22 protein-coding genes are annotated in these 18246 nt (G+C 67.8%); 11 read left to right on the forward strand and 11 right to left on the reverse strand.

Features of this window, described 5'->3' with window-relative positions; all coding sequences use genetic code 11:
- Nucleotides 1-82: 82 nt before the first annotated feature.
- Nucleotides 83-337 (reverse strand): hypothetical protein, encoded by a 255-nt coding sequence (locus tag ASG40_RS17890; protein ID WP_055888744.1) that lies wholly within the window; start codon nt 335-337, stop codon nt 83-85.
- 122 nt (nt 338-459) lie between these two features.
- Here ASG40_RS17890 and ASG40_RS17895 point away from each other — a divergent pair, with 122 nt between their 5' ends.
- The 5 genes from ASG40_RS17895 to ASG40_RS17915 all read left to right on the forward strand — a co-directional run bounded on the left by ASG40_RS17895 (nt 460) and on the right by ASG40_RS17915 (nt 5463).
- A complete protein-coding gene (locus ASG40_RS17895) occupies nt 460-909 on the forward strand; it encodes a LexA family protein (RefSeq protein ID WP_055888746.1) in 450 nt (149 codons plus the stop codon).
- Nucleotides 906-2198, forward strand: a complete 1293-nt coding sequence (locus ASG40_RS17900; protein WP_055888748.1) for a Y-family DNA polymerase — start codon at nt 906-908, stop codon at nt 2196-2198. Before ASG40_RS17895 ends, ASG40_RS17900 begins: the two co-directional genes overlap by 4 nt.
- Nucleotides 2199-2653: 455 nt before the next feature.
- Complete coding sequence (locus tag ASG40_RS17905; RefSeq protein ID WP_162240606.1) at nt 2654-3913, forward strand: Hint domain-containing protein; 1260 nt, start codon at nt 2654-2656, stop codon at nt 3911-3913.
- Nucleotides 3914-4520: 607 nt separating this feature from the next.
- The gene (locus ASG40_RS17910; RefSeq protein ID WP_055888751.1) at nt 4521-4763 is read left to right on the forward strand and encodes a hypothetical protein; all 243 of its coding nucleotides are present in this window, start codon (nt 4521-4523) and stop codon (nt 4761-4763) included.
- A gap of 334 nt (nt 4764-5097) precedes the next feature.
- Nucleotides 5098-5463 (forward strand): c-type cytochrome, encoded by a 366-nt coding sequence (locus ASG40_RS17915; protein ID WP_055888753.1) that lies wholly within the window; start codon nt 5098-5100, stop codon nt 5461-5463.
- Nucleotides 5464-5569: 106 nt separating this feature from the next.
- On the opposite strand, the gene ASG40_RS17920 is transcribed toward ASG40_RS17915, so the two are convergent.
- On the reverse strand, nt 5570-5764 hold the full coding sequence (locus ASG40_RS17920; RefSeq protein ID WP_244472445.1) for a hypothetical protein: 195 nt from the start codon (nt 5762-5764) through the stop codon (nt 5570-5572).
- Nucleotides 5765-5793: 29 nt separating this feature from the next.
- Entirely contained in the window at nt 5794-6417 is a 624-nt protein-coding gene (locus tag ASG40_RS17925; protein ID WP_055888756.1) for an acyl-homoserine-lactone synthase, read from the reverse strand.
- A 222-nt stretch (nt 6418-6639) separates the two neighbouring features.
- On the opposite strand from ASG40_RS17925, the gene kdsA reads away from it, so the two are divergent.
- The 5 genes from kdsA to ASG40_RS17955 all read left to right on the forward strand — a co-directional run bounded on the left by kdsA (nt 6640) and on the right by ASG40_RS17955 (nt 9924).
- Nucleotides 6640-7470 (forward strand): 3-deoxy-8-phosphooctulonate synthase, encoded by an 831-nt coding sequence (gene kdsA / locus ASG40_RS17930; RefSeq protein ID WP_055888757.1) that lies wholly within the window; start codon nt 6640-6642, stop codon nt 7468-7470.
- A gap of 432 nt (nt 7471-7902) precedes the next feature.
- Nucleotides 7903-8664, forward strand: coding sequence for a TerC family protein (locus ASG40_RS17940; RefSeq protein ID WP_055888764.1), 762 nt, complete (start codon nt 7903-7905; stop codon nt 8662-8664).
- Between the two features lie 229 nt (nt 8665-8893).
- Nucleotides 8894-9127: a hypothetical protein gene (locus ASG40_RS17945; protein WP_055888767.1), complete on the forward strand. Its 234-nt coding sequence runs from the start codon at nt 8894-8896 to the stop codon at nt 9125-9127.
- Between the two features lie 148 nt (nt 9128-9275).
- Entirely contained in the window at nt 9276-9551 is a 276-nt protein-coding gene (locus tag ASG40_RS17950; RefSeq protein WP_055888769.1) for a hypothetical protein, read from the forward strand.
- Between the two features lie 145 nt (nt 9552-9696).
- A complete protein-coding gene (locus ASG40_RS17955; RefSeq protein ID WP_055888771.1) occupies nt 9697-9924 on the forward strand; it encodes a hypothetical protein in 228 nt (75 codons plus the stop codon).
- Between the two features lie 72 nt (nt 9925-9996).
- On the opposite strand, the gene ASG40_RS17960 is transcribed toward ASG40_RS17955, so the two are convergent.
- The 7 genes from ASG40_RS17960 to ASG40_RS17990 all read right to left on the reverse strand — a co-directional run bounded on the left by ASG40_RS17960 (nt 9997) and on the right by ASG40_RS17990 (nt 16607).
- Nucleotides 9997-10992 (reverse strand): tripartite tricarboxylate transporter substrate-binding protein, encoded by a 996-nt coding sequence (locus tag ASG40_RS17960; protein WP_055888773.1) that lies wholly within the window; start codon nt 10990-10992, stop codon nt 9997-9999.
- A gap of 146 nt (nt 10993-11138) precedes the next feature.
- Entirely contained in the window at nt 11139-12644 is a 1506-nt protein-coding gene (locus ASG40_RS17965) for a tripartite tricarboxylate transporter permease (RefSeq protein WP_055888775.1), read from the reverse strand.
- An 8-nt stretch (nt 12645-12652) separates the two neighbouring features.
- Nucleotides 12653-13318: a tripartite tricarboxylate transporter TctB family protein gene (locus tag ASG40_RS17970; protein ID WP_055888985.1), complete on the reverse strand. Its 666-nt coding sequence runs from the start codon at nt 13316-13318 to the stop codon at nt 12653-12655.
- A 188-nt stretch (nt 13319-13506) separates the two neighbouring features.
- Nucleotides 13507-14496: a Bug family tripartite tricarboxylate transporter substrate binding protein gene (locus ASG40_RS17975; protein ID WP_055888778.1), complete on the reverse strand. Its 990-nt coding sequence runs from the start codon at nt 14494-14496 to the stop codon at nt 13507-13509.
- Nucleotides 14497-14675: 179 nt separating this feature from the next.
- Nucleotides 14676-14990, reverse strand: coding sequence for a BrnA antitoxin family protein (locus tag ASG40_RS17980; RefSeq protein ID WP_055888780.1), 315 nt, complete (start codon nt 14988-14990; stop codon nt 14676-14678).
- Nucleotides 14977-15276, reverse strand: a complete 300-nt coding sequence (locus tag ASG40_RS17985) for a BrnT family toxin (protein WP_244480654.1) — start codon at nt 15274-15276, stop codon at nt 14977-14979. The genes ASG40_RS17980 and ASG40_RS17985 overlap by 14 nt, the downstream gene beginning before the upstream one ends.
- Nucleotides 15270-16607: an L-serine ammonia-lyase gene (locus ASG40_RS17990; protein ID WP_055888987.1), complete on the reverse strand. Its 1338-nt coding sequence runs from the start codon at nt 16605-16607 to the stop codon at nt 15270-15272. The genes ASG40_RS17985 and ASG40_RS17990 overlap by 7 nt, the downstream gene beginning before the upstream one ends.
- Nucleotides 16608-17045: 438 nt before the next feature.
- Here ASG40_RS17990 and ASG40_RS17995 point away from each other — a divergent pair, with 438 nt between their 5' ends.
- Complete coding sequence (locus ASG40_RS17995) at nt 17046-17291, forward strand: hypothetical protein (RefSeq protein ID WP_156387803.1); 246 nt, start codon at nt 17046-17048, stop codon at nt 17289-17291.
- 66 nt (nt 17292-17357) lie between these two features.
- On the opposite strand, the gene ASG40_RS18000 is transcribed toward ASG40_RS17995, so the two are convergent.
- Entirely contained in the window at nt 17358-18245 is an 888-nt protein-coding gene (locus ASG40_RS18000) for an ABC transporter permease (protein ID WP_055888786.1), read from the reverse strand.
- Nucleotide 18246: the final 1 nt, after the last annotated feature.

The following is an 18246-nucleotide window of genomic DNA, read 5'->3' on the forward strand; positions in this document are numbered from 1 at the left end:
CCGACGATGATGGCGCACGCGAGCTGCGTGGGTGAAAGGCTACGACGCGGCGGTTTTGATCAGCGCCGAGTTCTGATTTGCCTTACCCGCCCTGCAAGCTCTCGGCGAAATCCTCCGGGATCTCGCCGAAGCGGCCCAGGATCGTGACGCCTTCGAGTTCGCCGGTCTCGTCGTCGGCCATGACCTTGAGCGCTGCCGTGCCCGGCATCCGGCCCGCCATCGCCTCCGCCTTCTTCAGCGCGCCGCTCTCGGTCGGCGAGATCTCGCGGTCGCCCGGGACCAGGCGCTTGCGCTTGATTGTGAACGTCTGGACGAGGAAAGTGGTCTTGATCGTCATGGCCGGTCTCCGCTCCTGACAGCCCCGCGCTGTCCCCGTTATCCACAGGCGAGCGGGCCGCTTGACCCGGCTGGCCCCGCCTGTTTGTTCTCTTTCCGTTCTACCACGGATCGGAGCGCGATGTGGGCCTATATCGGATCGCGGACCTCGACCCGGCCGGGCTTATCCCCATCCCGATCATGGGACCTGCGCTATGCGCCGGCTTCCCTTCGCCGGCCGACGACTTCCTAGAAGGGGCATTGGAGCTGCCACGCTGGCTCGCCCCCAACCCGCCGGCCACCTTCGCCTGGAACATCTCGGGCGATTCGATGCGGGCTGCCGGCATCTTCGACCGGGACCTCGCGGTGGTGGACCGCAGCCTGAAGGCCGGCAACGGCAGCGTGGTCGTGGCGGCGATCGACGGTGAGATGTCGATCAAGCGTCTGCGCATCGAGGGGAACGTCGCGCGGCTGGCTTTCGACAACCCGGATCTCCCGGCTTTTGCGGTCCAAGAGGCGGCCGAGGGCGAAATCTGGGGGGTGGTCCGCTTCACCATCCGCTGGCACGTCGCGCGCGCTGGGCTGGTGCGATGAGCCGCGCCATCGCGCTGATCGACGGCAACAGCTTCTACTGCTCCTGCGAACGCGTATTCGACCCCAAGCTCGCCCGAGTGCCGGTGATCGTGCTGTCCAACAACGATGGCTGCGCCATCGCCCGGACGGCCGAGGCCAAGGCGCTCGGGATCAAGATGGGCGATCCGTTCTTCAAGATCCGCGAGCAGTGCCGGCGCGACGGGGTGCGCGTGTTCTCCTCGAACTACACCCTCTACGGCGACATGAGCGCCCGGACGAACGCGGTGTACCGCGACTTCGCGCCGGCGGTGGAGATCTACTCCATCGACGAGAGCTTCCTCGAGCTGTCCGACGTGCATCCCGACCGGCGCGTCGAGTTCGCCCGCGATCTGCGCGCGACCGTCCGGGCTTGGACCGGCATTCCGACGTGCGTCGGGATCGGACCGACGAAGACCCTGGCCAAGCTGGCCAACCACATCGCCAAGTCCATTCCCGACCTCGACGGCGTCTGCGACCTGTCCGACGAGGAAGAGCGCGCGGCCTGGCTCTGCCGCATCCACGTCGGCGAGGTCTGGGGCATCGGCCGGGCGTCGCTCGCCAAGCTCGAGGCCATGGGCGTCGACTCGGTGGCCGACCTACGCGACCTCGACCCCCGGCCGGTGCGCAAGGCGATGACGGTGGTGGGCGAGCGCATCATCCACGAGCTGCGCGGGCTGTCCTGCCTGCCGCTCGAACTGATGCCGGCCCAGCGAAAGGGCTGCGCGGTGACCCGCTCGTTCTCCCGCCGCGTCACCGAGCGCGCCGTGCTGGAGCAGGCGGTGGCGGCGCACGCGACCCGCCTCGGCGAGAAGCTCCGGCGCGGCGGCCTCGGCACGTCCCACGTCACCGTCTTCTACCACACCAGCACCCACGACCGCGGCGACCCGATGCGTTCCGTCTCCACCACCGTGACGCTGCCGGAGGCGACCAACGACACGCTCGCGCTGATCGCCGCGGCCCGGCACGGCGTCGATCGCACCTGGCGCGAGGCGCCGGAGGGCCGCCCCTGGCGCTACTCCAAGGCCGGCGTCGTCACCACCGACCTGATGCTACTCGACGCCAGCCCGCGGGCGCTGATCGGCCAGCTCGACCGCGAGCGCAGTGGTCCGCTGATGGCGGCCATGGACGCCTGCAATGCCCGCTTCGGCCGCGGGAGCGTCGTGCCGGCGCGGGCCGGGCTGGTGGAGAAGCGAAAGTGGTCGACGAAGTTCGAGATGCGGAGCCCGCGTTACACGACACAGGTGGCCGAATTGCCGACGGCGCATGCTTAGATCCTGTCTATAAGGCTTGGGCGATCCGTCCGTGGGTCCGGGGTGAGCGTCAGGCACCCTCCCAACACCCACGATTCTCACCGCTCACCCAATAGCTAAGCTGTTCCACCCGTTATGAAACGACGCCTCTGAGCGAGGAAAGATTTCCTGGGAAGATCACCTTAGTGATCGTCATCTTTCTTATTCATAAGTTGCATAAACACAACACTATTGGAAAAAGGCGCGGCTTGCCCCGTCCATCTGACCAAAACGCAAAGAAACGCATTTATGCTGGCCGCCACTGATTCGCGGCAATTACAGTGCTGCACCTTTAACTAATCAGAGAGGTTGAGGCGCATATGGCAGATTTTACTCGCACATATTCTCTAAGCTTCGCATCGGGTCGCCCAGGCGGAACGGGAACGGCCGATTTTACTGTTACAAGCGATGGGGACGGAGGCTCGACTGGAACCCCGGTGCTCTCGATCTCTGGCACGTATGACGGCTTGACAATCAAAAGCCTCAACCCAGACATACCAAGCACGGTTGGCTCTGGGCCCGGATTCAATAACGGTCTAGATACAAACGGCCTTTATATTATTTTATCAAACGACGAATACGTAGAAATCTATAATCGCGGTCAACCCGACGAATTTAACGTTGGCGACTCATTTACTAATACAGAAGCATCGGTGACGGATTACAGTGTTTGCTTTGTATCTGGAACGCTGATCAAAACCTCCCGCGGAAACATTTCAGTCGAGAATTTGGCAATCGCAGACCTCATCGTAACATCCTCTGGTGATCTGCGCCCCATCTGCTGGATTGGTCACCGGAAGGTGACCTGCCAGGGCCGCTCGGACCTCCTCCCAGTGCGCATCGCCGCGCATGCCTTCGGCGAGGGGCGCCCCGCCCGCGACCTCTACGTCTCGCCCGCCCATGCCATCGCCGTTGACGTGCTTGGCGAGGTACTGATCCCGGCTTGCAGGCTCATCAACGGCACTACGGTCACGCAGGTGGATCGGGAAGAGGTCACCTACTGGCATGTCGAACTCGACAGTCACGACATCCTCTTGGCCGAAGGCCTGCCGGCCGAGACCTACCTCGATTGTGGCAACCGCCGCTTCTTCGCCAACGCGGACGCCACCGACCTTGCGGCCGCGCCCGATACCCGGCCGGAAGGACCGCTACCGTTCTGCCGACCGTTCCACGAAGCCGGGCCTCTAGTCGATCTGGTGCGTGCCCGTCTGCAGGATAGGGCTGTAACGCTCGGCTGGCGCACGGTCGAGGAGACTTTCGCGGGAATGCACCTCGTCGCCGACGGAAAGATCTTCCGCCCAGACGTGGAGGGTCTCACCGCCCGCTTCGTCCTGCCGGCGGACGCCCGCGACTTGCACCTCGTGTCCGAGACGAGCGTGCCGGCCCATGTTGTGCCGGGTTCGACCGACAACCGACGGCTCGGGCTGCCTCTGGCCTCGCTGACAATCGACGACGGCCTCACTGGCGCCCGCACGGTCGCCCTGGACGATCCCCGCCTCGGCGAGGGTTTCCACGTCGTCAATCACGGCGCGCGTTGGACGGACGGCTCGGCGGTACTCCCAGCTGATTTGTGGGCAGGCTGCAAGAGTTTCTTCTTCCTGCGAGTGACGCTTGCCGGCCCGGCGCTGGCCCGGTGGATCGCACCGGGGGAGACGGCCGGCGTGGTCGATCTGGTTGAGGTCCGGCATCAGGCCTGAGCCCCCGTTTCATGACGGGTAAAACAGCTTAGCCATTGGATGAGCAGCAAGCATCGTGGGTGCTGGGAGGGTGTTTGACGCTCACCCCGCCCCCCCCGATGTGAATGCCCGCCGCCCGCGCCGAACGTGGCGAGAGCCTACTTGACGCGACCAGCCTCAGCGATGCCGAGTGGAGAGTGCTCGCGCCGCTGCTGCATGAACCGGAGTCCAGCCCCAAAATGACGAAAAGCCCTTTGCAAACTCGCTCTAAGCCATTGATTTATAATGGTCTCAAAACTTTACATTTTGCAGAATTATGCAGCAAATTCAACGAATTAGACTAGCTTGAGGTGCTAGTCCTGCAAGGGGTGGAGGTTCGAGTCCTCTTGGCCGCACCAACTCTTCTGTCCTCGACGACAGGGAGTTGGTGCAAGACGATCCGGTTGCCGGCGACCGTGGTCCGACGCCGCTCCGAACCGAGGAGCGGTCCGGTGTCCGAAGCCCGTGCCATCATCACGAGTAACCCGACGAGACGCTCCGTCGCCTGGATGGTGTACCTGGGCGCGAGCCGGTCGAACCGCGCGGCGACGGGTGGGTTGTCTTTTTGCATCCACAGCGAGGACGACCGATGATCCGCCTGTCCCATGCGGCCCTTCTGCTGATCGCGGTCGCGCTGCCGGCGAGCCTGCCGGTTCCGGCGATGGCCCAGAGTCCGGCCAAGGACTACCTGTTCCAGGAACAGCGCTTCAGCCGGGCCTGCCGGCCGCCGCTCAAATACGCGGCCGGGGCGTGCGTGCGCCGTTGTCCCGCAGGTTACGAGGACATGGGCCGCACCTGCCGGCAGCGCAGCATGAGAGGCGGCGGCTGGTAGCCGCGGCGCCCGCACCGGCCTCCGACAACGCCCGCGGAACGAGAGCCCCCGTCTCCCGGCGCAGCGTCCAGGCCGCTCGACCCTAGCCATCCCTCGTCGGCGATCCTGCTCGATCCGCTCTCGACGAACGACAGAACGGCGCCCCCTGCGGCGCCGTTTTGTCGTTCGCACGCCTGCGCGTCACACAGGGAACGGAAAACCTTCCCGCACGATGCCGATGCTATCCTTAATCCACCCAACAACTGCGGCAAGATGCCCCATATCGTGCCGGAGGACTGGGCGGCGGCGGGGAGAACCACAGGTAGAGCCGGGCCAACACGACAAGAGGAAACCCATGCGCCACCTGCTCCTCAACCTCGCCGTCCTGCTCGCGCTTCCCGTCGCCGCCCAGGCCCAGGATGCCGGAGACCCTGCCGCCGGCGAGAAGGCGTTCACCGCCTGCAAGGCCTGCCATCAGGTCGGCAAGAACGGCGTCGGTCCCAATCTCGTCGGCGTCGTCGGCCGCAAGGCCGCGAGCTACGACGGCTACACCTATTCGGCGGCGCTCAAGGCGGCCGACATCACCTGGGACGACGCCAACCTGCACGCATGGCTGAAGAACCCGAAGGCCAAGGTTCCCGGGACCAAGATGATCTTCGCGGGCTATCCCGACGACAAGAAGATCGACGACGTCATCGCCTACCTGAAGACGCTGAAGTGAGCGGCGGCCCGGACCGGGACAAGGCCGGCTCCCGGCCATAGCGACGGGAGGGGCGGGACGGATCGGCCGTCCCGCCGAGGCGCGACACGGGCCGGGCCCCGTCCGGTCACTCGCGGAGCTCGTTCACCAGCTCGAGACGGGTGCCTTTCGCCAGGGCCAGGCCGACCTCGTAGAGGAGGAGGTCGATGAGTTCGCGCATCGAGGCCGTCCCGGCCTCCTCGATCACCGCACGGGCGGCCATGCAGTGATCCGCGAGGATCTCGAGGGCGTCGTCGGACTGGATCATCTGGGTTGCGGCCATGGTGTGGAATTCCTCATCAGGGGCGGCGATCACGCCGCGAGATACTGGACGACGGGGGCGAGGACGGAGCCGGTGTCGCCGCGGACTCCGCGAAGGCGGGCCAGGGTGCGGGCGTCGAATTCGGCGGTGGCGGCCAGGATGTCCTCGCCGCTGATCCGTTGCGGCAAGCCCAGCGGACGTGCCCGGAAATGCAGCTGCACCACGTGCAGCAGGTAGAGGGTCGGCATCTGCAGCACGAGCTGGCGCACGCCGCTGGCCAGGCCCCATTCGACGATTCCCGTCAGGAGCGCGATGGAGACCGGGTTGACGGCCTTGCCCCGCGCCCGGTGCGAACGGGCGACCGCCTGCCGGGTCCACTCCCAGGTGTCGGTGCCGCAGGGGCGCTCGCCCTCGCAGAGTTGCGGCATCACGTCCGACAGGAGATGCGGCCGCGTCGTCGGCAAGAGCCGGCTATAGCCGATGACCCGTTCGTCCTCCATGGCCAGAAAATGCACGGCCTGCGGCGTATCGAACTGATCGATCTCGCGACAATCCGGCCTGGCAAGATCGGTCCACTTCTTTTCGACGACGAAGACCTCATGACGTAGACGCCATACCTGCTCCATCGCATCGGAATACTGATGTGCATTACCGGGCGTAACGATATGGATCATGTTCGAGCCTCCGCGTTCGAGGCTTGTCTCGCATGTTGCTTCAGCGGCGCGTACTACGGGAATCCGTAGGGCGGGGCCGAAGCGTGGCGGCGCGCCCCGCCCGGCTGTGCTATCCCTCGCGGCACGTTCGACTGCGCGCGTCCATACGGCTTCGAGCCCGGGCACGGGCGCGCCCCACCCCAGGTGACGCCGCCCCGCTGCGAGGCGGCACCGGAAGGCACCATGACCCAGACGAAAACCGTGATGGTCGGCGATGTCGCGATCGGGGGGCAGAGGCCCTTCGTCCTGATCAGCGGCCCCTGCCAGCTGGAGAGCCTCGAGCATGCCCGCATGATGGCCGAGGGGATCGCCGCGGCCTGCGCCCCGACGGGGACGCCCTTCATCTTCAAGGCGAGCTACGACAAGGCCAACCGGTCGTCGATCTCCACCGAGCGCGGCCTCGGCCTGGACGAGGGGCTGCGCATCCTCGACCGGATCGGCCGGGAATTCGGCTGCCCGGTCCTCACCGACGTGCACGACGCGGGACAATGCTCTGCCGCGGCCGAAGTCTGCCACGTGTTGCAGATCCCCGCCTTCCTGTGCCGGCAGACCGACCTTTTGCTCGCCGCGGGCCGGACCGGGCGCGCGGTCAACGTCAAGAAGGGGCAGTTCCTCGCGCCCTGGGACATGGGGAACGTGGCCGCCAAGATCGCCTCGACCGGCAACGAGAACATCCTCCTGTGCGAGCGGGGCACGTCGTTCGGCTACAACACCCTGGTCACCGATTTCCGGGGACTGCCGACCATGGAGCGCACCGGCTACCCGGTGGTGTTCGACGCCACCCATTCGGTGCAGCAGCCCGGCGGCCAGGGCACTACCTCCGGCGGACAGCGCGAGTTCGCTCCGGTCCTCGCCCGCGCCGCCGTGGCGGTCGGCGTCTCGGGCCTGTTCATCGAGACCCACCAGGACCCCGACAACGCCCCCAGCGACGGGCCCAACATGATTCCCCTCGACGAGATGCGAGGGTTGATCGACAGGCTGGCCGCTTACGACCGGCTGACGAAGGCCGCCTGACCGGTGGCGCCGACGGGGACGAACGGCCAAGGCCTCATGGTTTCGCCGTCTTGCAGGGGGAAGGGGAGGGGCGGCTCAGGGTCCGGGTGCCCGTCCGACACGAGGATTGCCAAGAAGGCCAAGCTTTCGGCCCGCATGACCGTCGAGCCTGGCTGAAGGAGCGCTGAATCGGCGATGCCCTCGAACAGACGCCACTTATCGAACGGACCCTGCATCATCCCGCTTGAAATACGCCGCCCGAACGGCTTTTTGGGGCTGGCGGAACCTCGCGATCTCCAGCGAGGGACCCCGACCACCCACGACGACGGGCATGCCCTCGCCGACGGCGGCATCCGCAATCCTCGCGGCCGGCATGCGCGACATTGCGTCGAGTCGCATCCGCCCTGCCGAACCTGAAGCTTTGTCGGTCCTGAAGAAGAGATTGTGCCCGCGATGGATTTCAGCAGCCCCACCTTCTACCTGTCGGTCCTCCAGATCATCTGGATCGACCTCCTGCTGTCAGGCGACAATGCGGTGGTGATCGCCCTCGCCGTGCGGGGCCTTCCGGCACACCAGCGCAAGGTCGGCATCTGGCTCGGCGCCGGGGCCGCCGTGCTTCTGCGCATGATCTTCGCCGGCCTGATCTCATACCTGCTCAACGTCCCCTTCCTGAAGGTGGTCGGCGCCCTGCTGCTTCTCTGGATCGCGATCAAGCTGGTGGTCGGCGAGGAGGAGGAGGAGACCGACATCGCGACGTCGGGCACGATGTGGAAGGCCGTCTGGACGATCGTCGTCGCCGACGCCGTCATGAGCCTTGACAACGTCATCGCCATCGCCGCCGCCGCCAAGGGGCACTACGAGCTCTTCATCTTCGGCCTGCTGCTGTCGGTTCCCCTGGTGGTGTTCGGAGCGACCCTGGTCTCGAACATCCTCAAGCGCTACCCGGCCATCGTCTGGGCCGGCGGCGCACTCCTCGGCTGGGTCGCCGGCGAGATGTTCATCGGCGACAACTTCCTGCTCACCTACCTGCAGCCGCACCTGCCGGCCTACATCGTGGCCAACCCCCATTCGGAGGGCTACCTCATGAGCATCGGCCTGCTGCACTACGGCGTCGCGGCCCTGGGCGTGCTGATCGTCCTCGCGGTCGGCCTCATCATCGTGAAGCGCAAGGGCGGGCACCATGGGTCGTCGGCCCTGTCGGAGACCGTCCGCTAAGCGGGTTCAAGCAATGTGGTGACGGGGGTTCCCGAAGAAGACCCGCGTCCGATCGTGAACCCGGGCGGACGATGTGTCGGCCTGCCAACGCGTGTCTGCCGAGGGTCCCTGGTCCGGGAGGACCGCAAAGCCCGATCGGGACTGCGGTGCGCCCCCGGCCCTTCGCGGCGACGGGGGTACGGTTTCTCAACCTCTTGCGGCCAGGATTCCAGCCGCGGAGGAGCCAGCCATGACCGAGACCTCGACCAACGATCGACCGGCACGGTCGGGCACCGGCCCGTCCCTGTCCCTGGTGGAGCCGGCCACCGTGCCGTCGGACCGCCGCGGCGCGGTGCGCCGCAAGCTCGTCATCGAGGTCTCGTCCGATCTTCACCAGCGCATCCTGTCGATCTGCGCCACGCGCCGCATCCCGGTGAACCAGGCGGTTCGCGAGGTGCTGGAGCGGTCCTTTCCAGGCAAGTGACTCCCAGGCAAGTGACGGCTAGGCAAGTGACGGTGACGGCCGGGCAAGTGACGGCCAGCGACGTGCCTGCGTCACATCCCCGTCCCCGGGAACGACGCGGATGACGGTCCGTTGACGGTCATTCTCGAGCCATGACCGGAACCGACGCATGTCCACCAAGACCTTCCTCGCCGCCGCTGCCGCCTGCGTTCTCCTCGCGGGACCCGCCCTCGCTCAGGACGTGCGGGACCGCATGCCGAACCAGACCGGGACGGTGGTGCAGCCGCTGCAGAACTCCACCGGAAACGACGGCGGCGTCGTGATCTCGCGCGGTGCGACCGGGGCCGATACGATCACCACCGATTCGGCCGCGGGCGGCAATGCCAGCCGGCCGGAGCAGGCCATCCCGAACGGCAGCGCCAACGGCGGCGGCGGCGGACGCTGACGGCTGCGAACGGACCGGAGGGCGGGAGGCAATCGACCGCGTTGCGGGAAGGCGCGCAGGCGCGCTTCTCTCGGCGCTTCCGACCGACATCGATGTCGGTGGTTTGTCATGAGCCCAGGTCGGGCCTCACCGCACACGGGGCAGCATGGCCAATATCGCGATCATGATCGGCACGCCCGGCGGCACCCGCCTCATGGCGGCGTCCTCGGAACGCAGCGCCGCCCTGATGGCCGAGGCGCTGCTCGTCACCCTCGGGCGCGACGCGCTTCCCGCGCCGCTCTGGGTGCAATGTGCCGACACCGGAATCGTCTCGCGGCTGACCGCCTATCTCGGCGATCTCCAGGCCGACATCCTCGGCGTCGAGGCGGAGTGACGGATGCGGCGGCCCGGTGCCGCCGCGTCCGTTCTTTCGATCCCGGGGCGCGCGATCCCGGGGCGCGACGGCCTACTGACCGCTGGCGTCGACGGCGGCGCGCAGGACGGGGGTCCAGCGGGCGACTTCGCTCTCCACGAGCGCCTGGAGGGCCTTGGGTCCCTGCTCGGCCGTCGACGGCACGGTGCCGCCCAGATCGAGGATGCGCTTCTTGGTGCCGGCGTCGGCCAACGCGCTGGCCAGCGCGTCCTGCAGCTTCTTGGCGACATCCTGCGGCAGGCCCTTGGGCGCGAAGACCGCGTTCCAGGCGCTGACCTCGTAGCCGGGAAGACCCGCTTCCTTGGTGGTCGGAACGTCCGGCAGCGCTGGGGACCGCTCGGCGGTGGCGATGGCGTAGGCCTTGATCGTGCCGCCGGTGATCTGCGTGGCGACGTTGACGATCTGGTCGGTCATGAAGTCGACCTGGTTGGCCATCAGGTCGTTCAGGGCCGGGCCGGTGCCGCGATAGACGACCAGGGTCGGCTTGGCGCCGATGATCGAATCGAACAGCACGCCGGTCGAGTGCGAGACCGAGCCGACGCCGGCATGGGCCTGGTTGACCTTGGGGCCGCCCGCCTTGACCGCCTCGACGAAGGCCTTGAGGTCGGCCGCCGGGAAGTCCTTCTTGGCGACGATGACGATCGGCGTACCGGCCGCCATCCCGATCGGGTCGAAGCTCTTGGCGGGGTCGTACTTGAGGCCCTTGAACAGGGCCGGCGCGGCGCCGTGGGTGCCCATGTGGCCCATCATGATGGTGTAGCCGTCGGGACTGGCCTGCGCGGCGCGGGTGATGCCGGTGGTGCCGCCGGCGCCCGACACGTTCTCGATCACCACCTGCTGGCCGAGGGAGCGCGACATCTGCTCGGCCACCAGGCGGGCGACGATGTCGGTGGGGCCGCCGGCGGCGAAGGGCACCACCATGGTGATCGGGCGCTGCGGAAAGGTCTCGGCGGCGGCCTGGCCGGCGAGGCCGACCGTGGCGGCGAGGCCGAGGGCGCCGAGCGCGCGGCGGGTGAACGTTGTCGTCATGGCGTCATCATCCCTTCGAGGTCGTGGATCCCATCCGACATCCGTCCGCTTGGCTTCGCCCTGCGGATGCCGGCTTCGCTCAGGCGCCGCGCGGGCTCGGTGATACGGTTTCCGCTCGAATCGAGCGAGAGGCGCATCCGTCGCGGTCAGGCTTCGGTGAAGACCTCGTCCCGGCTCTTTCGCAAGGCGGGCGTGAGGGCCGCCACGAGCATCACCACCGAAATCACGAGCAGCACGGCGGTGACCGGGCGCTCGAAGAACACCATCGGATCGCCCCGCGACAGGGTGAGCGACCGGCGCAGGTATTCCTCCATCAGGCGTCCGAGGACGAAGCCGAGCAGCATCGGCGCCGGCTCGAAACCGAGCTTGATCAGGCCGTAGCCGAGGAGGCCGAAGAAGGCGATCAGCATCACGTCGGTGGGCAGGGAATTGATGGAGTAGATGCCGATCGAGCAGAACATCAGGATCGCCGGGAACATCAGCCGGTAGGGGACCTTGAGCAGGCGCACCCAGAGGCCGACCAGCGGCAGGTTGATGATCAGCAGCATCAGGTTGCCGATCCACATCGAGGCGATCATGCCCCAGAACAGGTTCGGGTTCTTGGTCATCACGCCGGGGCCGGGGATGATGCCGTGGATGGTCATGGCGCCCACCATCAGCGCCATCACCGCGTTGGGCGGGATGCCCAGGGTCAGGAGCGGGATGAAGGAGGTCTGCGAGCCGGCGTTGTTGGCGCTCTCCGGCCCCGCGACACCCTCGATGGCGCCGCGGCCGAACCGGCTCGGGTCGCGGGCGATGCGCTTCTCGATGGCGTAGGAGGCGAAGGGGCCGAGCACGGCGCCGTTGCCCGGCAGGATGCCGAGGATCGAGCCGATGGCGGTCCCGCGCAGCACCGAGGGCGCGGCCTGCTTCAGGTCGGCCCGGCTGGGCAGCAGGCGGCCGATCTGCTGGCGCACCACGTCGCGGGTTTCGGTCTGGTCGAGGTTGCGCAGGATCTCGGCCACGCCGAACAGCCCCATGGCCAGCACCGAGAAGTCGACGCCGTCCGACAGGAAGGAGAGGCCGAAGGTCATCCGCTCCTGGCCGGTCTCGAGGTCGGTCCCCACCGACGCCAGCAGCACGCCCACCAGGATCATCGCCACCGCCTTGAGGACGGAGCCGCGCGCCAGCACCACGGCGAAGACGAGCCCCATCACCATCAGCGCGAAATACTCGGCCGGGCCGAACACCATGGCGAGACCCGTGAGCGGCGCGCCCAGGGCCGCGATCAGCAGCGTCGCCACCGTGCCGGCGAAGAACGAGCCCATCGCCGCGATGCCCAGCGCGATGCCGGCCCGGCCCTGGCGCGCCATCTGGTGACCGTCGAGGGTGGTCACCACCGAGGTCGCCTCGCCGGGAATGTTGACGAGGATCGCGGTGGTCGAGCCGCCGTACTGCGCCCCGTAGTAGATGCCCGCCAGCATGATCAGCGCACCCACCGGGTCGAGCCCGAAGGTGATCGGCAGCAGCATCGCGATGGTGGCGATCGGGCCGACGCCGGGCAGGACGCCGATCAGGGTGCCGACGAGGCAGCCCAGGAAGCACAGGCCGAGGTTCTGCAGGCTCAGCGCGACGCTGAAACCGAGCCCGAGATTGGCGAGGAGGTCGGTCATGATCGGGCTCAGGTCGTCAGGGAGTGGGTGGCGACGTCGACCGGCCGGCGCCGGGCGCCGCTGCGAAGCAACGCCACCATCCCGATACCGAGGAGGATCAGGACCCCGGCCGACAACCGCAGCAGGAGCCGCATGGAAATCGAGCCGGACAGGGCCTCGATGACGACGGTGGGAAACATCGGGATCGGCAGGTTCAGGAGATCGCCGAACAGCAGCATGCAACCCGCGGTGAGGAGGAGCGCCAGGCAGACGAGTTCGCCAAAGCGCGCCTCGGGGCTGGCGTAGCCGCCCACGATGATCGCGAGGGGACCGGCGACGATGAGGCCGAGGCCGGGCGTGGTGAAGGGCCCGATCGGGACCGGCCGGATCGTCACCGCGAAGGCGACGATCGCGAGCATGACGACGACGACGCCGCGCCAGGCCACGGGCGGCAGCGGCTCGCCGGTCTTCAGGAAGCCCGCCAGGACGAGGGCGACGCCGCAGGCGGCGACCCCGATGCCGAGCCAGCGCGGCATCAGGCCGGGCCCCATGGCGCCGAGCGTGCCCTGCGGCAGGTCGCTGCCCGCCCAGACCGCGAAGACGCCGAGCGCGATCAATCCGAGGCCGGCGGCGAGGCTCTGCGGCCCACGGATCGGGCCACCCGCGCGGGCGGAGCCGTCATCGGGCACGCTCATGGTCGATCCTCCGCTGTTGTCGTCGTCCGGCCTGTCCGCCTCTGCGGGCGGATCGAAATGGAGCGGCCGGAGCCAGTCCATTCCGAGCGTCTACAAGGGCCATTCGGCGGTGCCAAGCCTTGCCGGCACTGCATTTTCGATAAGACGTTCAGGATTACCAACACTAGGGCGCGCAATGACGCCGGCCGTCATTCGATCTGGACGCCGGCTTCCTTCACGACCGGGGTCCATTTGACGATCTCGGCCTTGACGTGGTCGGCCAGCTGCTCGGGCGTCGAGCTGACGACGGTGGCGCTGAAGGCCTTCATCCGCTCGATCACGGTGGGGTCGGCCAGGGCCTTGATCGCGGCGGCGTTAAGGGCGTCGATGATCGGGCGCGGGGTCTTGGGCGGGGCGAACAGGGCGTTCCAGGTGTAGGTCTCGTAGCCCGGCAGGCCGGCCTCGGCGACGGTGGGGATGTCCGGGAAGGACGGCGCGCGCTCCTTCGTGGTCACCGCCAGCCCGCGCAGGGAGCCCGCCTTGATGAACTCGGAGGCCGAGGGCAGGTTGTCGAACTGGATCGGCACCTGGCCCGCGACCACGTCGTTGAGGGCCGGACCCGAGCCGCGATAGGGGATGTGCTGCATGCTCACCCCCGCCATGCTCTTGAACAGCTCGCCCGAGAGGTGCAGCGGCGTGCCGAGGCCCGACGAGGCGTAATTGTACTTCTCCGGCGAGGCCTTGAGCAGGGCGATCAGCTCCTTCACCGAATTGGCCGGCAGCTTGGGGTTCACCACGAGGACGTTGGGGATGACCGCCAGGAGCGAGATCGGCGCGAAGTCGGTCACCGGGTCGTAGGGCTTGCGCTTGAGCATCAGCGGGTTGAGCGCATGGGTCGCCACCGTCCCCATGAGGATCGAGTAGCCGTCCGGCTCCGCCTTGGCGACGCGCGCCGCCCCGACGTTGCCGCCGGCCCCGACCACGTTCTCCACCACCACCTGCTGGCCGAGCACGTCCGACATCTTCTGGGCCACGAGGCGTCCGACCACGTCGGTGGACCCGCCCGCCGCGAAGGGCACGACGAGGGTGATCGGCCGGATCGGGTAGGGGGCCTGCGCCGAAGCGGGCAGGGACGCGGCGAGCGTGGCGGCGGCCAGGCCGAGCAGGAGCGATCGACGCGCCGGTGTCGGGAGGGTCATCGTGGCGTTTCCCTTCGTGATTGTTGGCGCCACCTTACACGGCACCGGGCACGAGGAAACGTGGTTGGAGGGTCTTGCACAGGATCGGATGGCGCGGCCCATCACGGATGCGGTGCTTCGCTTTGCAGGTTGCCGACCGCATCAGCCGTATCCCTTCGAAACTCCGTTCGTCCTTCGCCCTACCGAAGATCGGAGACCGCACGCGCCAGGACGTCGTTCATCCGTGTCTGCCAGCCAGGCCCCGTCGCCTTGAACGCGTCCACGACGTGCGGATCGAGGCGAATCGTGACCGGCACCTTGCGAAGGCTTGCCTTGGGTCGGCCACCGCGGTTGACCAAGGCGGCGAAGACCCCCGCAGGCAAACCCTCATGACCCGGCTTCAACTGCGCGATCTCGGCGTCCGTCAATTCCGGGTTGTCACAGACCTCGTCCCAATCCTCCTGGGTATAGGCTTCATTGGGCACGTAGCCGGCGGCGTGTTCACGCTTGGTCATAGGCGGCCCTTTCCGTGATGCTGGCGCGACGGACGCTGACGAGGGAGATGGCCTCGGAACCGAGCGGCGAGATGACGGCGGCAACGACGACCTCGGCCTTCCACAGCCCGATCAGCAAAAAGCGTCGACGGCCGTTTCGGCTCGGCCTGGCAGGCCGGGTCAGAAAGCGATCGATGCCGAAGGCGATCTCGAACTCGGCGAAATCAAAACCATGATTGGCGACGTTCGCTAGCCGCCTGGGTTCATCGGGCCCGGAGTCCGCAAAACCGTCGAAGACATTCAACACGCCGCGACGTTCACCGCCAATCCACCCAGCGAGGTCTCCTTGTACTTCGTCTGCATGTCGGCGCCGGTCTGGCGCATGGTCTCGATCACGGCGTCGAGGCTGACGTGGTGGATGCCGTCGCCGCGCAGCGCCAGGGAGGCGGCGACGATGGCCTTGTTGGCGCCGAAGGCGTTGCGCTCGATGCAGGGGATCTGGACGAGGCCGCCGATGGGGTCGCAGGTCATGCCGAGGTGGTGCTCCATCGCGATCTCGGCGGCGTTCTCGATCTGGAGGGTGTTGGCGCCGAGCAGCGCGGCCAGGCCCGCCGCGGCCATGGAGGCGGCCGAGCCGACCTCTCCCTGGCAGCCGACCTCCGCCCCCGAGATCGAGGCCCGGCGCTTGATCAGGCCGCCGACGGCGGCGGCGGTGAGCAGGAAGTCGCGTCCGCGCTCGGGCGACCAGTCCGGGCAGAAGTCGCGGGCATAGCGCAGCACCGCGGGCACGATGCCGGCCGCGCCGTTGGTGGGCGCGGTGACGACCCGCCCGCCGGCGGCGTTCTCCTCGTTGACGGCGATGGCGAACAGGCTGACCCAGTCGAGGACCTCGTGGGCGGCACGGCTGTTGGAATGGCGGCCGGCCTCCAACTGGTCGTGGATCGCCTTGGCGCGGCGGCGCACCCGCATGCCGCCGGGCAGCAGCCCGTCCATGCGCAGGCCGCGGTCGATGCAGGCGAACATCGCCTGCGCGATCCCGTCGAGGCGCGCCTCGATCTCGTGGAGCGGGCGCAGGCCGCATTCGTTGGCGAGTTGGACCTGGGCGACGGAGAGGCCCGTGCGTGCGCAGACCTCCAAGAGTTCGGCGCCGCTGAGGAAGGGATGGGTCGCGGTGGAGACCGGCAGGCTCGCCTCCGCCCCGGCGCCGACGACGAAGCCGCCCCCGATGGAATAGGAGACCTCCTCGGCCACGCACGTCCCCTGCGCGTCGAAGGCGCGAAAGCACATGCCGTTGGTGTGCACCGGCAGGAGCTCGGTGAGGTTGAGGATGAGGTCGGCGTCCGGGTCGAAGGCGATCCCGCGCCCGATCGACCGTTGGGCGCGCAAGGCGGCCATCAGGCCTGGGATCGCATCCGGATCGATCGTCTCGGGCGAGTGCCCGAGCAGCCCGAGGCAGATCGCCGTGTCGGTGGCGTGCCCACGCCCGGTCCAGGCCAGGGAGCCGTAGATCTCCACCTCCACCCGCGCCGTCTGGGGCCCGAGCCGGGCGCGGAACCCATCGGCCGCGATCATCGGGCCGACGGTGTGCGAACTCGACGGGCCGATGCCGATCTTGAACAGGTCGAAGACGCTGATCATGCCCGGCGCGATCGCCCGCGGCGTCTGGCCCGCGAGGGCCGTTTCAAGTGGCATGCATCGGCTCCCGGCCCGCTCGGGCGGCAGCATGTCCCGTACCAATGCTCCACGCCCGATCCGCCCGATGTAGGAATCGATCGTGACGCATACGTGGCATGCATCGCACGAATGAATATCTTTTGCCGGTGAAGATGTCGGACGCCCGGAGAGTGTCCGGCCACCGGCGGAGGTTAATCACGCTTCATCATTGTGGCGACGATGCGCAAGCGATTGCCTAAAAAAACGGACGCCTGATCTCGTCGCCTTCCATTTGAGCTTAAAAAAGCGCGTGAAGGTGCTCAAACGCACGTCCATTCGTCCGATTCATCGCCATATCGGGCTCACACCATAAGACGCGCCCCACCCCACCCTTCAGCGGGACGCGCCGGTATGAACGGACAGATGATGACCTCCCGAGTAGTTTCCGCCGCCTTCGCCTTCGTCCTGGCTTCGGCCGGTGCCACGGCGCTGGCCCAGAACTCCAGCGCGCCGAACCTGCGCCCGGTCGCCGAGAGCGGCAGCGGCCGCCTCGCACCCCGCTACCCGGCGCCGCCGTCCTATGGCACCGACGCGGTCGCCAGCCTGCGCGGCGACACCCTGACCACCGGCTCGATCGCCCAGCGCCAGCGCGAGACCCGCGCGCACTGAGCGCACGGCGGTTCGACGCGATCGTGAGCCGGTCCCGAAGGGGGCCGGCTTTTTTCGTGTCTCGCGTCAGCCCAGCAGCGCGCGGCGCGCCTTGCGCTTCTGCAGCCACAGGCCGGTGCCCAGCGCCAGGCCGATCACCAGCAGGGACATCGCCGTGGTGAGGGTGCCCAGCGCGTAGATCTCCGGGGTGGTCACGGTGGTCGTCAGCCCCTGCAGTTCGAGGGGCAGCGTGTTGCGGCCGCCGATCGCCTGGCTGGTGCGGGCGAGTTCGTCGAACGAGAGGGTGAAGCCGAACAGGGCGACGCCCACCAGCGAAGGCCCGAGGATCGGCACCACCACGTGGCGCAAAGTCTGGGCGCCGGTGGCGCCCAGATCGCGCGCCGCCTCCTCGTAGGCCGGGTCGAACCGGTTGAAGACCGCGAACATGATCAGCAGGCCGAAGGGGAGCGTCCAGGTGAGATGGGCGCCGAGCGCGGAGGTGTAGAGCCCCATCAGCGTGCCGTGCTCCTGCAGCCAGCCCCAGCCGGTGGCGGCGGCCGCCGCATTGACGAGGTCGTCGAGGAGCCGGAACTCGAGGCCGATGCCCAGCGACACCACGATGGAGGGTACGATCAGGCTCGCCACCGCGATGGTGAACAGCGCGCCCTCGCCGCGAAAGTGCTTGCGGAAGGCGAGGCCCGCGAAGAACGACAGCACGACGGTGAGCGCCATCACGACGAAGCCCAGGCGCAGCGAGCGCCACAGCGCCGCCCAGATGTCGACGACGCCCATCCCGGCCCAGAGCCGCGAAAACCAGTGCGTCGAGACGCCATTCAGCGGGAAGGTCAGCCCGCCCTGCGGCCCCTGGAAGCTCAGGACCAGGATCGTCAGGGTCGGCCCGTAGAGAAAGGCGACGAAAGCGGCAAAGAACAGCGCCAGCAGATAGAAGGCGGGACCGCGCGGCCTGTCGCTCATC

Origin of the sequence: Methylobacterium sp. Leaf399, from assembly GCF_001424525.1 — a bacterium.
Classification (GTDB): Bacteria; Pseudomonadota; Alphaproteobacteria; order Rhizobiales; family Beijerinckiaceae; genus Methylobacterium.

Bases quoted from the DNA above. Each gene is read 5' to 3' on its own strand.
- ASG40_RS17990 (WP_055888987.1), bottom strand. From the start codon at position 16,607: ATGATCAGCGTCTTCGACCTGTTCAAGATCGGCATCGGCCCGTCGAGT.
- kdsA (WP_055888757.1), top strand. From the start codon at position 6,640: ATGACCCAGACGAAAACCGTGATGGTCGGCGATGTCGCGATCGGGGGG.
- ASG40_RS17960 (WP_055888773.1), bottom strand. From the start codon at position 10,992: ATGACGACAACGTTCACCCGCCGCGCGCTCGGCGCCCTCGGCCTCGCC.
- ASG40_RS17970 (WP_055888985.1), bottom strand. From the start codon at position 13,318: ATGAGCGTGCCCGATGACGGCTCCGCCCGCGCGGGTGGCCCGATCCGT.
- ASG40_RS17915 (WP_055888753.1), top strand. From the start codon at position 5,098: ATGCGCCACCTGCTCCTCAACCTCGCCGTCCTGCTCGCGCTTCCCGTC.
- ASG40_RS17975 (WP_055888778.1), bottom strand. From the start codon at position 14,496: ATGACCCTCCCGACACCGGCGCGTCGATCGCTCCTGCTCGGCCTGGCC.
- ASG40_RS17995 (WP_156387803.1), top strand. From the start codon at position 17,046: ATGATGACCTCCCGAGTAGTTTCCGCCGCCTTCGCCTTCGTCCTGGCT.
- ASG40_RS18000 (WP_055888786.1), bottom strand. From the start codon at position 18,245: ATGAGCGACAGGCCGCGCGGTCCCGCCTTCTATCTGCTGGCGCTGTTC.
- ASG40_RS17940 (WP_055888764.1), top strand. From the start codon at position 7,903: ATGGATTTCAGCAGCCCCACCTTCTACCTGTCGGTCCTCCAGATCATC.
- ASG40_RS17890 (WP_055888744.1), bottom strand. From the start codon at position 337: ATGACGATCAAGACCACTTTCCTCGTCCAGACGTTCACAATCAAGCGC.
- ASG40_RS17910 (WP_055888751.1), top strand. From the start codon at position 4,521: ATGATCCGCCTGTCCCATGCGGCCCTTCTGCTGATCGCGGTCGCGCTG.
- ASG40_RS17950 (WP_055888769.1), top strand. From the start codon at position 9,276: ATGTCCACCAAGACCTTCCTCGCCGCCGCTGCCGCCTGCGTTCTCCTC.
- ASG40_RS17900 (WP_055888748.1), top strand. From the start codon at position 906: ATGAGCCGCGCCATCGCGCTGATCGACGGCAACAGCTTCTACTGCTCC.
- ASG40_RS17965 (WP_055888775.1), bottom strand. From the start codon at position 12,644: ATGACCGACCTCCTCGCCAATCTCGGGCTCGGTTTCAGCGTCGCGCTG.
- ASG40_RS17920 (WP_244472445.1), bottom strand. From the start codon at position 5,764: ATGGCCGCAACCCAGATGATCCAGTCCGACGACGCCCTCGAGATCCTC.
- ASG40_RS17980 (WP_055888780.1), bottom strand. From the start codon at position 14,990: ATGACCAAGCGTGAACACGCCGCCGGCTACGTGCCCAATGAAGCCTAT.
- ASG40_RS17925 (WP_055888756.1), bottom strand. From the start codon at position 6,417: ATGATCCATATCGTTACGCCCGGTAATGCACATCAGTATTCCGATGCG.
- ASG40_RS17945 (WP_055888767.1), top strand. From the start codon at position 8,894: ATGACCGAGACCTCGACCAACGATCGACCGGCACGGTCGGGCACCGGC.
- ASG40_RS17955 (WP_055888771.1), top strand. From the start codon at position 9,697: ATGGCCAATATCGCGATCATGATCGGCACGCCCGGCGGCACCCGCCTC.